The 12,046-nt window shown below is 64.9% G+C and carries 13 protein-coding genes and 1 other annotated feature; of the genes, 3 read left to right on the top strand and 10 right to left on the bottom strand.

Features of this window, described 5'->3' with window-relative positions; genetic code table 11:
* Window positions 1-29 precede the first annotated feature (29 nt).
* The 4 genes from WS66_RS12240 to WS66_RS12225 all read right to left on the bottom strand — a co-directional run bounded on the left by WS66_RS12240 (window position 30) and on the right by WS66_RS12225 (window position 4,692).
* Window positions 30-1,267, bottom strand: a protein-coding gene (locus WS66_RS12240) for an IS3 family transposase (RefSeq protein ID WP_108064622.1) whose coding sequence is annotated in 2 segments (ribosomal slippage) — window positions 30-976 and window positions 976-1,267 — 1,239 coding nt in all. Because the reading frame shifts where the segments join, the coding sequence is not laid out codon by codon here.
* Window positions 870-986: a sequence feature (AL1L pseudoknot), on the bottom strand. It overlaps the preceding gene by 117 nt.
* A 475-nt stretch (window positions 1,268-1,742) precedes the next feature.
* Window positions 1,743-2,138 (bottom strand): hypothetical protein, encoded by a 396-nt coding sequence (locus WS66_RS12235; protein WP_059598691.1) that lies wholly within the window; start codon window positions 2,136-2,138, stop codon window positions 1,743-1,745.
* Window positions 2,139-2,765: 627 nt separating this feature from the next.
* On the bottom strand, window positions 2,766-3,713 hold the full coding sequence (locus WS66_RS12230) for an aldo/keto reductase (RefSeq protein ID WP_059598692.1): 948 nt from the start codon (window positions 3,711-3,713) through the stop codon (window positions 2,766-2,768).
* Between the two features lie 358 nt (window positions 3,714-4,071).
* Window positions 4,072-4,692 carry a LysE/ArgO family amino acid transporter gene (locus WS66_RS12225; protein WP_059598693.1) on the bottom strand — a complete coding sequence of 207 codons (621 nt, stop codon included), beginning with the start codon at window positions 4,690-4,692 and terminating at the stop codon, window positions 4,072-4,074.
* A gap of 106 nt (window positions 4,693-4,798) precedes the next feature.
* On the opposite strand from WS66_RS12225, the gene WS66_RS12220 reads away from it, so the two are divergent.
* Complete coding sequence (locus tag WS66_RS12220; RefSeq protein WP_059598694.1) at window positions 4,799-5,692, top strand: LysR family transcriptional regulator ArgP; 894 nt, start codon at window positions 4,799-4,801, stop codon at window positions 5,690-5,692.
* 60 nt (window positions 5,693-5,752) lie between these two features.
* Here WS66_RS12220 and fnr read toward each other — a convergent pair whose 3' ends face one another.
* The 3 genes from fnr to WS66_RS12200 all read right to left on the bottom strand — a co-directional run bounded on the left by fnr (window position 5,753) and on the right by WS66_RS12200 (window position 7,885).
* The gene (fnr, locus tag WS66_RS12215; protein WP_059447453.1) at window positions 5,753-6,499 is read right to left on the bottom strand and encodes a fumarate/nitrate reduction transcriptional regulator Fnr; all 747 of its coding nucleotides are present in this window, start codon (window positions 6,497-6,499) and stop codon (window positions 5,753-5,755) included.
* Window positions 6,500-6,667: 168 nt separating this feature from the next.
* Window positions 6,668-7,135, bottom strand: coding sequence for a universal stress protein (locus WS66_RS12210; RefSeq protein ID WP_059598695.1), 468 nt, complete (start codon window positions 7,133-7,135; stop codon window positions 6,668-6,670).
* 339 nt (window positions 7,136-7,474) lie between these two features.
* On the bottom strand, window positions 7,475-7,885 hold the full coding sequence (locus tag WS66_RS12200; protein ID WP_059598697.1) for a DUF3005 domain-containing protein: 411 nt from the start codon (window positions 7,883-7,885) through the stop codon (window positions 7,475-7,477).
* A gap of 279 nt (window positions 7,886-8,164) precedes the next feature.
* On the opposite strand from WS66_RS12200, the gene WS66_RS12195 reads away from it, so the two are divergent.
* Both WS66_RS12195 and epsC read left to right on the top strand, forming a co-directional pair.
* Window positions 8,165-8,398 (top strand): hypothetical protein, encoded by a 234-nt coding sequence (locus tag WS66_RS12195; protein ID WP_011659947.1) that lies wholly within the window; start codon window positions 8,165-8,167, stop codon window positions 8,396-8,398.
* A gap of 137 nt (window positions 8,399-8,535) precedes the next feature.
* Window positions 8,536-9,456, top strand: a complete 921-nt coding sequence (epsC, locus tag WS66_RS12190; RefSeq protein ID WP_059533573.1) for a serine O-acetyltransferase EpsC — start codon at window positions 8,536-8,538, stop codon at window positions 9,454-9,456.
* Window positions 9,457-9,571: 115 nt separating this feature from the next.
* Here the strand turns inward: epsC and WS66_RS12185 are convergent, their stop codons facing one another.
* The 3 genes from WS66_RS12185 to WS66_RS12175 form a co-directional block, all read right to left on the bottom strand.
* On the bottom strand, window positions 9,572-10,375 hold the full coding sequence (locus tag WS66_RS12185) for an SDR family oxidoreductase (RefSeq protein ID WP_059598698.1): 804 nt from the start codon (window positions 10,373-10,375) through the stop codon (window positions 9,572-9,574).
* Window positions 10,375-11,004: a GTP cyclohydrolase I FolE gene (gene folE, locus WS66_RS12180; protein ID WP_048250599.1), complete on the bottom strand. Its 630-nt coding sequence runs from the start codon at window positions 11,002-11,004 to the stop codon at window positions 10,375-10,377. Before folE ends, WS66_RS12185 begins: the two co-directional genes overlap by 1 nt.
* A 101-nt stretch (window positions 11,005-11,105) precedes the next feature.
* Window positions 11,106-12,032 carry a LysR family transcriptional regulator gene (locus WS66_RS12175; RefSeq protein ID WP_059598699.1) on the bottom strand — a complete coding sequence of 309 codons (927 nt, stop codon included), beginning with the start codon at window positions 12,030-12,032 and terminating at the stop codon, window positions 11,106-11,108.
* Window positions 12,033-12,046: the final 14 nt, after the last annotated feature.

Genomic DNA, 12,046 nt, shown 5'->3' with positions numbered 1-12,046 from the left:
CGCGCCGGGAATCGTGGAGGCCGGTTGGTTTAAGTTAATGCAGGCAAGTCAGCGGCATTTCTGAGTTGCCTGTAGTAGTTTGCCTCAGCCTCAGCGGGCGGGATATAGCCGAGCGGTTCCATCAACCGATGATGGTTGTACCAGGCCACCCATTGCAGCGTTGCCAGTTCGACGGATTCCCTCGTTTTCCAAGGGGCGCGCCGATGAATCAGTTCCGTCTTGTACAGGCCATTGATCGTTTCGGCCAGCGCATTGTCGTAGCTGTCGCCCCGGCTGCCGACCGACGGCTCGATGCCGGCCTCAGCCAGCCGTTCGCTGTACCGAATGCTGACATATTGCGCCCCTCTATCGGAGTGATGTATCAATGTCCCGTCGTCACCCGGTTGGCGAGCGTACAGCGCCTGTTCAAGTGCATCCAGAACAAAGTCCGTGGTCATCGACGAACTGACGCGCCAGCCAACGATACGACGGGCGAACACGTCGATGACGAACGCCACGTAAAGCCAGCCCCGCCATGTCGAGACGTAGGTGAAATCCGACACCCAAAGCTGATTCGGTCGCTCAGCCTTGAACTGCCGGTTCACCCGATCCAGCGGGCACGGCGCGCTCGAATCGGGAGTCGTCGTGCGAACTCGCTTGCCGCGAACTGCGCCTCGCAAGCCCTGCAGCTTCATCAACCGCCCGACCGTGCAGCGTGCGACCAAGATGCCCTCACGGTTCATCTGCTTCCAGACCTTCGGCACGCCATAGACCTGCATGTTGGCCTGCCAGACACGCTTGATCTCCGGCTGCAGAAGCTCATCGCGTTTGGCGCGGGCGCAGCGTTTGGACGGATCGCGAAGCTGCGCAGCATGGCGTCGGTAGCCCGACGGGGCAATCCGCAAGACCTTGCAGATCGGCTCGACCCCGAAGGTGTCGCGATGCTGATCAATGAAGGCCTTCAGGACTTGAAACGGCGGTCGAGCTCCGCCTGGGCGAAAAACGCGCTCGCCAGCTTGAGAATCTCGTTGGTCCGGCGCAGTTCCTTGACCTCGCGTTCCAGGGCCTTGATGCGTTCACGCTCGGCCGTGCTCACGCCATCGCGCTCCCCGCGGTCGACCTCGTCGCGTTTGACCCAATCCAGCAGCGTCTGCGGCGTACAGCCGATCATCGGCGCAATCGATTCGACCGCTGCCCACATCGACGGGTGTTCGCTACGCTGTTCGCGTACCAGACGCACTGCGCGCTCCCGCACTTCCGGGGAAAATTTGCTTGCCTTCTTGTTCATGACTCGATTCTCTCAAGAATACGAGCCTCCACAAAATCCGGTGCGGTTCAATTTGCTTGCGGCAGCGAGCTGCGGGCCTCGAAGCGTATGGCTGACATCCTGGATTTCACGCAATTGCCCGAACCTATGGTCTGGGCTATCGCTACGTGTGTTTAAAGCGTTCTAGTTGCGCGTGTGGGGTGTGCGGCCTATGCAACTGACTAGCGATTTTCGGGTTTGAACAGCCTGTGCACGCACTTGGGCCTCGCGTAATGGTTCGCGATGTTCATCCGTCAGGTGCTCGACTGATGCTTGCAATTCACCACGAGTGTTGAACATTGTTCCTCCCGGTTAGCCGAAACCGTTGAACTCGCGTCGTCGTCGTTGCAGCTTGGTTTCCGTTGCTAGAGATCAGTATCTCGAATTGGTAGGCGGAGGCAAGGTTGACCACTCTGCTATCAGAAACACTCCAGTCCGAGGAGCGGTGGATCTCGCTTTATCCTACGAAGCCGGCTTCGAGCGACGCGATGTAGCGTAGCAAGGCCTCTGTACGTCCCTCCGACACAAGCTGTTCAGCCGTCTTGTAGCCAAAAGGAGGGAGCGGTTCATTGCGATACCAAAAGAGAGTGCTTTGCATGTTGCCGGAGATATCGGTTGCTGCCCGGATAATCCGAAGCGCATCTCGAAGGAACTTCTGCACGCTCTCCGAGCCCGCCAAGCGGCTCACCGTGTTGCGATGTACGTGGGCCAGCCGCGCGAGCGTTTGCATATCGATGTGCAAGGCGGCAGCGAAACGCCTCGCCGAGATGATCGGACCGATACTCGTCGGTTCTCTCAATGACGCCATGAATTGGGCGAATTCGCTGGAACTGCCGGTGATGTCGGATTCCATGGTGGTTCTTGATTGCACACTATGTGCACATTTATAGCACATGTGCATCCACTTCGACCCGTGTACCCCAATTCAGTAGGGCATCGTAAGCCCGTTTGCGACTTAGACGGAGCCGGTTTGATCTGCAGGCAGCATTGAGATTGCGGGGCCAACCTAAGAGCAAGTATTTAATTTTTATGGGGTTATGGCGCCCCACCCATTCAGAGGTCAACTTTTCTGCGAATTCTGTAGGAGAAGGCCACCTTTTCTGCCACTTCCTAGCGGGAAATTTCGCAGAAAAGGTGCCCAAGTCATTGATTTACATGGACCGCAGAGGTCACCTTTTCTGCGACCCTACACGCGGCGGGATGTCCGTATCAGTCGACGGATATAGCCGCGTCAGGCAAAACGCGGGCGCGCATTCTGACTATGTTGCTCGGTTCTGCGTGGACGTCGTATCACTGAAGTTGTTTCGTATTGCTGAATTGGAACCGTGTGTCGCCGGATCGTTTCGTCGACGCCGCGCACTGCGCTCTCGCGCTACCGGCGCGGTGTAGACATGCGTGCTTGCGTGTCGCACGCGATTCAGGCCGGCGGCGAGAACCGCAAAACGCGGCGATTCGAGCCGCCGACCTGTTGCCCAAGACTTCAGACCGCGCTGGCTGCGTCGATCGTGCGGATATCTTCATCGTCGAGCCGCACGCGGATCGCTTCTCCGAGCAATGCGAGCTGCGCGAGCGACGTCGCGCTCGCAATCGGTGCGGTGATCGTCGGCCGCGCGATCTGCCACGCGAGCGCGATTGCGGCCGGTTGCGTGCCGTGCTTCGCCGACACGTCGTCGAGCGCCGCGAGAATGCGCAGGCCGCGCGCATCGAGATAACCGGCGACGCGATCGCCGCGCACGCTCTTCTTCAGGTCGGCCTCGCTGCGGTACTTGCCCGACAGGAAGCCGCTCGCGAGCGCGTAGTAGTTGACGACGCCGAGCCTCAGGTCGCGCACGACCGGTTCGAGATCGCGCTCGTACTCGGCGCGGTCGATCAGGTTGTATTCCGGCTGGATCACCTGATACGCGGGCAGCCCGTTGCGCTTGCTGATGTCGGCGGCTTCGCGCAGGCGTGCACCGCTGTAGTTCGACGCGCCGATGATGCGCACCTTGCCCGCGTCGATCAGCGTCTGGTAAGCGGAGAGCGTTTCTTCGAGCGAGGCCGTGTCGGCGAGATCGCGGTGCGAGAAATACAGGTCGATGTAGTCGGTCCGCAGGCGGCGCAGTGAATCGTCGGCGGCCTTCAGGATGTTGTCCTTCGTCAGGCCGGCGCGCGCCGCGAGCAGGCCGACCTTGGTCGCGATCACGACCTGGTCGCGCTTGCCCGAACGCTTGAGCCACTTGCCGATGATCGTTTCCGATTCGCCGCCGCTGTTGCCGGGCGCCCAGGCCGAATAGACGTCGGCGGTGTCGATGAAGTTGATGCCGGTATCGGCGAGCGCGTCGAGCAGCTCGAACGATGCGTTTTCGTCGACGGTCCAGCCGAAGACGTTGCCGCCGAAGGCGAGCGGGGAAACCTGGATGTCCGACGTGCCGAGAGTACGTAGTGCCATTTTGCTCTCCGGAATCTGGGGGTGACGGGATGGGACGACAGGATTGGCCGGGATGAATGCGACGTGAAGGCGAGCGGGCGAAGCGCTTGCGCCGTTGTCGCGGACGCCGGAACATTCTCGCCGATCGAGCGGAATCGCGCAGCGGGCGCGCGGTCATGAAGACCGAGGAATTGCAGCGGGCAGCGGATGTGCCGTCCGCCAGGTGGATGATCGGTGCGGCTGCGTTCGATCGGGAACTGAATCTTGCGGCGTCTGGGGGGGCGACCGGCGGAGACCGGCGTATCGCACCACTTCGACGGAGCGGAACGAAAAACGGGCGGCAACGTTGCCACCCGTGATCGATCGGCGCTCCGATCCGTTACCGCAACTGCACGGCCGCCAGAAACAGCACCATGCTGCCGATCGCGCCATCGAGTACACGCCACGCAACAGCCTTGCGGAACCACGGCGCAAGCAGCCGCGCGCCATATCCAAGCCCGAGGAACCACACGACGCTGACCGACATCGCGCCGATCGCGAACGCCAGCCGCGAGCCTTCCGGCTCGCGCGCGCCGGCGGTGCCGATCAGCAGGAACGTATCGAGATACACATGTGGGTTGAGCCACGTGAATGCGAGCGTCATCATCACGATCGCGACCGCGCTCTGCGGCGGCGGCGCGACGGCGTCGCCGCGCACGTCGAGCGTTTCGTGTCCCGGCTTGAACGCGCGGCGCAGCGCGTTGATGCCGAACCACGCGAGATACGCGAGGCCGATGTACAGCACGACGTGCACGAAGGTCGGATAGCGTTCGACGAGGACTGACGCACCGCCGACGCCCGCGCCGATCAGGATCATGTCGGACAGCGCGCACAGCAGCACGATCTTGCCGACATGCGAGCGCATGATGCCTTGCCGGAGCACGAACGCGTTCTGCGCGCCGATGGTGACGATGAGCGACCCGCACAGGGCGGCGCCGTGGGAAAAAGCGATCCAGTTCATGATGGGGAGCGGTGAAGCAGTAGACGGGTGAATCGGTTGGCGCTAGTCTGCGGTCAGCCAGAACATAAGAGAAGCTAATTCACCTAATGCCGATTAAGGAAATCTAATGCTCGACTACGCATTGCTCGACGCTCTCGCGGCGGTGATCCGGCACGGTTCGTTCGAACGGGCGGCCAGGGAGCTGAACGTCACGCCGTCGGCGGTATCGCAGCGCGTGAAACTATTGGAAGAGCGCGTCGGCAGCGTGCTCGTCAAGCGCGGGCAGCCGTGCGTCGCGACGACGTCGGGCGCGTTGCTCTGCCGGCATACGGAGCGCGTGCAGTTGCTCGAGGCCGAACTGGGCGGCCGGATGCCTGCACTGCCGGGCCAGATCGCGAGCGCATGGCCGATGCTGCGCGTGGCCGTCAACGACGACAGCGTCGCGACCTGGTTCATCGATGCGGTCGGGCCGTTCTGCACCGAGCGCGAGACCTTGCTCGACCTCGTGATAGACGACCAGGACTACACGGCCGCGCGCATTCGCGACGGCAGCGTGCAGGGCGCGGTGACCGCGCAGGCTGAACCGATCCAGGGATGCCGGTCGACGCGGCTGGGGCGCATCCGCTATCGCGCGGTGTGTTCGCCGGCGTTTTACGACCGCTATTTCGGCGCGGGCATCACGCGCGATGCGCTGCGCCGTGCGCCGTGCGTCATGTTCAATCCGAAGGACGGTTTGCAGGCGCGCTTCATCCGGCGCGTGACGCGCGCGGATCTCGATCCGCCGCAACACTGGATCCCGCACGTCGCGGGTTACCTGCGTGCATGCGAAACGGGGCTGGGTTGGGGGATGTGCCCGGACCGGATGGTCGATCGCCAGCTGGCGGCGGGCGAGCTGGTCGACATGTCGCGCGGGCGGACCGTCGACATCGACCTGTACTGGCAGAGCTGGCGCCTGTCGATCGGCTGGCTCGACGATTTCAGCGCGGCGCTGAAGGCACGCGCCGCGCTGTTTCTCGACTGATCGAAGCGGGCGCGGCGGACGGTGGCGGGCGGCGGCGCGCAGGCTACGCGCCGCGCGGGGTCAGACGTGGTGCAGGCCGTCGAAGTCGACGATCTGTACGAGGCGGCCGTGCATTTCGATCAGGCCGCGCTTCTGGAACTTCGACAGCGTGCGGCTGACCGTTTCGAGCGTCATGCCGAGGTAACTGCCGATGTCTTCGCGCGTCATGCGCAGGTTGAATTCCGACGGCGAGTAGCCGCGCTTCAGGTAGCGCGACGACACGTCGAGCAGGAACGCGGCGACGCGCTCTTCGGCGTTCAGCGAGCCGAGCAGCATGGTTTGTGACGTTTCGCGCACGATCTGCTCGCTCATCAGCTTGTGCATGCGCAGCTGCATCGTGCCGGCTTCCGAGCACAGCGACTTGAGCGCGCTGTACGGAATCACGCAGACCGAGCTGTCTTCCAGCGCAACCGCGGTGCGCGGGTGCGTGTCGTCGCAGATGCCGTCGAGGCCGAGCGCTTCGCCCGCGAGGTGCAGACCGGTGACCTGCTCGCGGCCGTCGTGGCGCGTGGCGACGGTTTTCAGCGAGCCCGAGCGCACGGCGTACAGGTTGTCGAAGGTGTCGCCTTCGCGGAACAGCGCTTCGCCGCGCTTGACCGGGCGCGCCGCGCAGATGACCGATTCGAGGCGGCTGAGCGCTTCGGGTGCGAGGCCCTGCGGCATGCACAGGTGCCGCATTGCGCACGACGAGCAGTGCGGGGCCTGACGGGGAGCCCAGTTGCCTGCATGGGACGAGGCGGCGGGACGTGTGGCGACGGGCGTCAACATGATCGTTTGCTCCAGCGTTGAATCGACCGAATCATTGTCCCACCGCAAGTTGCCGCTGTCGGGTGACAAAACGTCGCGACCGCGCGCACATGTCGCGGGCATCGTAGCGGCATGCAAGCATGCCGTTGCGTGTGCGCGCCGCGACGCGCACGCTGGTGCCAGTGCCGCTCAACCTTCCTGATCGTCCGTATGCGCGGCGGCCGGGATCAGCAGCACGGGCAGCGTCGCATGCCGCACGCACTGTTCGGCGATGCTGCCGAGCACGAGGCGACGGAACCCGCGGCGACCGTGCGTGCCGAGCACGAGGAGGTCGGCGCCGAACGCTTTCGCACCGTCGAGGATCAGCGTCGACACGTCGGTGAGCGACGACGCCTCGCTCGTCAGCGTCTCGCCCTTCACGCCTGCCGCCTGCATCAGCTTCTTGAACTCCGCCGCGAGCGCATTGCCTTGCGCGATGAGCTGGTCGCGCAGCACGGACGGATCGTAGCCCGGCACGTTGTAGTAGATCGCGGCGTTCTCGACGACGTAGAGCGGTTGCAGTTCGGCACCGTGCTCCTTCGCGAGCGCGAGGGCGGCATCGAACGCGTGGCGGGCGGTGTCGCTGCCGTCGATGGCAACCAGAATGCGCTTGTACATGGTGTCTCCAAGTGGCGGGTTGAATGAAAGTCGGCCGAACGGCCGAGCAGGCCGTGCGTCGCTGCGAGGCAGGGTAAACCAACGGCAGGGACTTTGCAGCGACGTGGCGGTCGTCGCGAGTGTGCATTGAATATCATCCGTGTCGCGACGACGTGACTTCGATCAACGCCGATGCATCGACGTCGCGAAACCCGACTGTCGACCCGAACCCGGCGCCGATATCGATTCCAGCACCGATTCGGAGGACCGGCGCGCGAACCCGCACGTCGCTCCGCCGCCATCGGCCGTCGGCCTCGCCTCGACCCGTCAAACGAACGATCGATTCAAACGCCGCGCGCGTCACCGCGGCACGGCCGTGATTTCGATCACCCGTTCCGGCCGGCGTCCATGACCGGGCCAGTACGCGCTGCCGTACATCCGGTGAACCGGGCCGTACAGCGCGTCGCCCGCGTGCGACGGTGCGTCGAACCCCTTCTCGATCACCATGTAGCCGTCACGCAGCGCGAACGCCGGGTGGTTGCCGCCCGGCCGGCTGTCGAAGCCGGCGAAGCCGTCGCCGGCCTCGGGCATCGCGTTGACGAGCGACGCGTTGCTGCCCGTGATCTGGTCGGGCGAGAAGGCGCCGCCGCTCGCGAGACGCGCGGCCTCGCGATTCTTGCCGTCGGTGTCGACGGTGCTGTCGTGCGTGTCGTCGTTGTCGAGTTCGATGCTGCGCGGATGCGCGGTGTGCGCTTGAGCTGACGTTCCCATCACGGCTCTCCTGGCGGCGAAGCGCTCCGGATCGAAGCAAATCCCGTTCCGGGCAAGACGGGAAAACGGCGCGCGAGCGATCGCCGCGGTGGTGTGGCGCGCGCTGATTTGTCATGATTTATTTCGGCTAGAACACCGGTTTTCTACAGAGTATGATTCATTTCCTGCGAAGCGGCGACAGGGGATGCGGTCTTGCCGCCTCTGCCCGCACCGGGGGCACCGCAGCACCCTTAAGACGGGTAGTGAACAACAAATCAAGGGACTAGAGGTGGCGGATTCATGCAAGCGACTACTGCTTTCACGCACCGCGGTTATCTGTTGAATTGCGCGCCCGCGCGCGCCAGCGACGGGTCGTTCAAACCCTACGTCGTGATCTCCAGATCGAGCGACGGGGAACTCGTCGCGAACCGTTTTTTCCCGACCGAGCTCCAGTTCAACGACGAAGGCGACGCGATCGCACACGCGCGCGACTGGGCCGTGCGCTGGATCGACGCGAGCAGTATTACGATCTGACGTCGTCGCGCGGCGGCGGCATCGTCCGTCCGGCCGATCCCCCGACGTGCCGCTGCCGATCGAAAACGCGGTAATCTTCTGGAACCCGTCACTTTATTTGCGGCCGTGCGATCGAGCGCGGCCGCCTGCATTGGCATATGTCGACATCACCCGCCCGTCAGTGGGGCCTCGAAGAAATCGTTGCCGGCTTGCGCGAATCGCGCGAGGAACTTCATCGCACGCGTCATCCGCGCGGCATCCGCGAGCTGCCGTCGCGCGACGCGATCTGCAAGATCGTCACCGGCCTGCGCGCGTCGATGTTTCCGACGCACTACGGCGCGCCGGATCTGACCGATGAAAGCGTCGACTACTACGTCGGCCACACGCTCGAAAGCACGCTGCGGATCCTGTCGGAACAGATCCGCCGCGCGCTGCCGTTCCTGCCCGAGCATGCGGACACGCCGTTCGCCGAACTCGACGAGCGCGCGTTCGAGATCGCGCGCGAGTTCGGCCGGCAGTTGCCGGCGGTTCGCGCGCTGCTGGTCAGCGACATCCAGGCTGCCTACGCGGGCGACCCGGCCGCGCAGCACATCACCGAGATCCTGCTGTGCTACCCCGGTGTGCTCGCGATGATGCACCATCGGCTCGCGCACGCTCTGCACCAACTCGGTGTGCCGCTGCTCGCGCGCTTCATCAATGAAATCGCGCACTCGGCCACCGGCATCGACATTCACCCGGGCGCGCAGATCGGCCCGAGCTTCTTCATCGACCACGGCACCGGCGTCGTGATCGGCGAAACCGCGATCATCGGCGAGCGCGTGCGCGTGTATCAGGCCGTCACGCTCGGCGCGAAGAGCTTCCCGGCCGATGGTGACGGCGCGCTGGTGAAGGGCAACGCGCGGCATCCGATCGTCGAGGACGACGTGGTGATCTACGCGGGCGCGACGATTCTCGGCCGCGTGACGATCGGGCGCGGCTCGGTGATCGGCGGCAACGTGTGGCTTACGCACAGCGTGCCGCCCGGCACGAGCGTCGCGCAGGGCAAGGTCCGCGAAGGTGGTAGCGCCGAGAAGCCGTGACGCGGCGCGCGAACGGCGCAATGGTCGTTCGCGCAGCGCAGGTGAAGGCGTGCGCCGATGTCCGCACACAAGGTGTGCGAAGGGCACACACGGCTACCGCCGAACATACCGTTCGTCAGTGTTTGCCGGCCGGCGAGCGATGCTTGTACAGCACGTCCTGGTCGACGCGGATCAGGTTCTGCCCCGCATCGACGACGAAATCCACACCGTTGTACGCGCTGCCCGTCAGCAGCAGGATCGCGCCCGCGACGTCGTCGGGGCCGGCGATGCGCGCGAGCGGCGTCGATGCGCGGCTCGCGTGTTCGAAGTCGGCCTGCGTCTGGTCGTCGCTCGGCAGCATCAGCCCGGGGAACACCGCGTTCACGCGCAGCACCGGCGACGACGACAGCGCGAGCATCTGCGTGAGGTTGCCGAGCGCGGCCTTCGCGACCGTGTAGCTGAAATGGTCGCGGTGGAAGTTTTCCTTGATCTTCTGGTCGATCACGTTGACGACGACGCCCTGCGTGCCGGCCGCGCGGGCCCGTTCGTAGAATGCACGCGTGAGCAGGATCGGCGCGCGGCAGTTGACGGCCCATGCCTGGTCGAATGCCGCGAGGTCGAAGCTCGGGAAATGGTCCTGCCAGAACACTGACGCGTTGTTGATCAGCACGTCGAGGCGGCCGAAGCGCGCATACACCTGGTCGATCAGCGCGGTGATCTGCCCGGCATCCGACAGGTCCGCCTGCAAGGCGACCGATTCGTGCCCGCTCTCGGCGATCGCGCGGGCCGCCGCCTGCGCGGCATCGGCCGAACGGTCGTAGTGCACGGCGGTGCGATAGCCGTGCGCAGCGAAATACTCGGCGAACGCGCGCCCGGCCCGGCGCGCGGCGCCGGTCACGAGCACGACCGGCGCGTCTGCCGCTTGCTTCGTGGACTGCATTACGTATTCGTCAGGTTGACTGAAGAAGGATTCGCGACGATCGACAGGAATTCGCGTCGCGTGGACGGATCGGTGCGGAACGTGCCGAGCATGCGCGACGTGACCATCTCGACGCCCGGCTTGTGCACGCCTCGCGTCGAGATGCACTGATGCGCGGCTTCGAGGATCACGCCGACGCCCTTCGGCTGCAGCACGTCGAACAGCGTGTCGGCGATCTGCACGGTCATCTTTTCCTGGATCTGCAGGCGCTTCGCGAACGCGTCGACGAGGCGCGCGAGCTTCGAGATGCCGACGACGCGATGGTTCGGCAGATACGCGACGTGCGCGCGGCCGATGATCGGCACCATGTGGTGCTCGCAGTAGCTCTCGAAGCGGATGTCCTTCAGCACGATCATTTCGTCGTAGCCGTCGACTTCGCTGAACGTGCGCGCGAGGATGTCGCGCGGCTCCAGCGCATAGCCGGCGAAGAACTGTTCATATGCGCGCACGACGCGTGCCGGCGTGTCGAGCAGGCCTTCGCGGGCGGGATCGTCGCCGGCCCAGCGCAGCAGCACGCGAACGGCATCCTCGGCTTCTTCCCGGCTCGGCCGGGATGCGGCCGGCTCGGGCCGCGCGGATTTTTTACCCATCTAGTCACTCCATCGAATGCGGCCGCCTGCGGCGGCGCGGATATCCGGGCATTGTTTCATGCTTTCGCGGGTCGTGCGTGCGGCCTGCGGCACACCCTGCATCACTTCGGCCATTCGTCCTGCTCGTCGTTGAACAGCGACGCGACGACGCCGCGCAGCCACGCCGTGCGCGGATCGTTGTGGAACTTGCGGTGCCAGTGCTGCTTCAGGTCGAAGCGCGGCAGCGGCAACGGCGGCTCGACCGGCACGATGAACGCATGCTCGGCCGCATAGGCATAGCCGATCGCGTGCGGCACCGTCGCGATCAGGTCAGTGCGGCTCAGGATGAAAGGCAGGCTCATGAAGTGCGGCGTCTCGAGCACCGCACGGCGGTGCATGCGCTGCTTCGCGAGGTATTTCTCGAGCACCTCCTGGCTGCGCCCCTCGGCGCGCACCACCGCATGCCCGCACGCGAGGAACTGCTCGGCCGTGAACGGGCGCGCCTGTTCGAGCGGATGGCCGCGCCGCATCAGGCAGACGAACCGGTGCGTGAACAGACGCTGCTGAAAGAAGTTGTTGCCGTCGAGATCGGGGAAGTAGCCCACCGCGAGATCGATCGAGCCGGCTTCGAGGCCGCGGCCGACTTCGTCGTGCGCGAGCGAGACCGAGCGCAGGTTCGCATGCGGCGCGCGCGTCGCGAACGCCTGCAGCAGCTTCGGCAGGAACACGATCTCGCCGACGTCCGACAGCGCGATCGAGAACGTATGCGTGCTCGCCGCCGGATCGAAGTCATGCGGCGCGACGAGGCCGCGCTCGATCTGCGCGAGCGCATCGCGCGCGGCCGGCAGCAGCGCGAGCGCGCGCGGCGTCGGCTCCATGCCGCGCGACGTGCGCACGAACAACGGATCGCCGAAATACTCGCGCAGGCGGCCGAGCGCGGTGCTGACGCGCGGCTGGCTCACGCCGAGCAGGTCGCCGGCGCGGCTGACGTTGCGCGTGTCGTCGAGCGCGACGAGGTAGGGAATCAGGTTCAGATCGAGCGCATCCATCGTGAGGCCGGTAT

This window comes from Burkholderia sp. LA-2-3-30-S1-D2 (assembly GCF_001523915.2).
Lineage (GTDB): Bacteria > Pseudomonadota > Gammaproteobacteria > Burkholderiales > Burkholderiaceae > Burkholderia > Burkholderia diffusa.
Note: the sequence above shows the minus strand (reverse complement) of the source record. Positions and strands in the feature narration are given on the sequence as shown.

What these genes read in the sequence shown, in the direction of transcription:
- WS66_RS12235 (WP_059598691.1), bottom strand. Translation starts at nt 2,138, where the DNA reads ATGGAATCCGACATCACCGGCAGTTCCAGCGAATTCGCCCAATTCATG.
- WS66_RS12230 (WP_059598692.1), bottom strand. Translation starts at nt 3,713, where the DNA reads ATGGCACTACGTACTCTCGGCACGTCGGACATCCAGGTTTCCCCGCTC.
- WS66_RS12225 (WP_059598693.1), bottom strand. Translation starts at nt 4,692, where the DNA reads ATGAACTGGATCGCTTTTTCCCACGGCGCCGCCCTGTGCGGGTCGCTC.
- WS66_RS12220 (WP_059598694.1), top strand. Translation starts at nt 4,799, where the DNA reads ATGCTCGACTACGCATTGCTCGACGCTCTCGCGGCGGTGATCCGGCAC.
- fnr (WP_059447453.1), bottom strand. Translation starts at nt 6,499, where the DNA reads ATGTTGACGCCCGTCGCCACACGTCCCGCCGCCTCGTCCCATGCAGGC.
- WS66_RS12210 (WP_059598695.1), bottom strand. Translation starts at nt 7,135, where the DNA reads ATGTACAAGCGCATTCTGGTTGCCATCGACGGCAGCGACACCGCCCGC.
- WS66_RS12200 (WP_059598697.1), bottom strand. Translation starts at nt 7,885, where the DNA reads ATGGGAACGTCAGCTCAAGCGCACACCGCGCATCCGCGCAGCATCGAA.
- WS66_RS12195 (WP_011659947.1), top strand. Translation starts at nt 8,165, where the DNA reads ATGCAAGCGACTACTGCTTTCACGCACCGCGGTTATCTGTTGAATTGC.
- epsC (WP_059533573.1), top strand. Translation starts at nt 8,536, where the DNA reads ATGTCGACATCACCCGCCCGTCAGTGGGGCCTCGAAGAAATCGTTGCC.
- WS66_RS12185 (WP_059598698.1), bottom strand. Translation starts at nt 10,375, where the DNA reads ATGCAGTCCACGAAGCAAGCGGCAGACGCGCCGGTCGTGCTCGTGACC.
- folE (WP_048250599.1), bottom strand. Translation starts at nt 11,004, where the DNA reads ATGGGTAAAAAATCCGCGCGGCCCGAGCCGGCCGCATCCCGGCCGAGC.
- WS66_RS12175 (WP_059598699.1), bottom strand. Translation starts at nt 12,032, where the DNA reads ATGGATGCGCTCGATCTGAACCTGATTCCCTACCTCGTCGCGCTCGAC.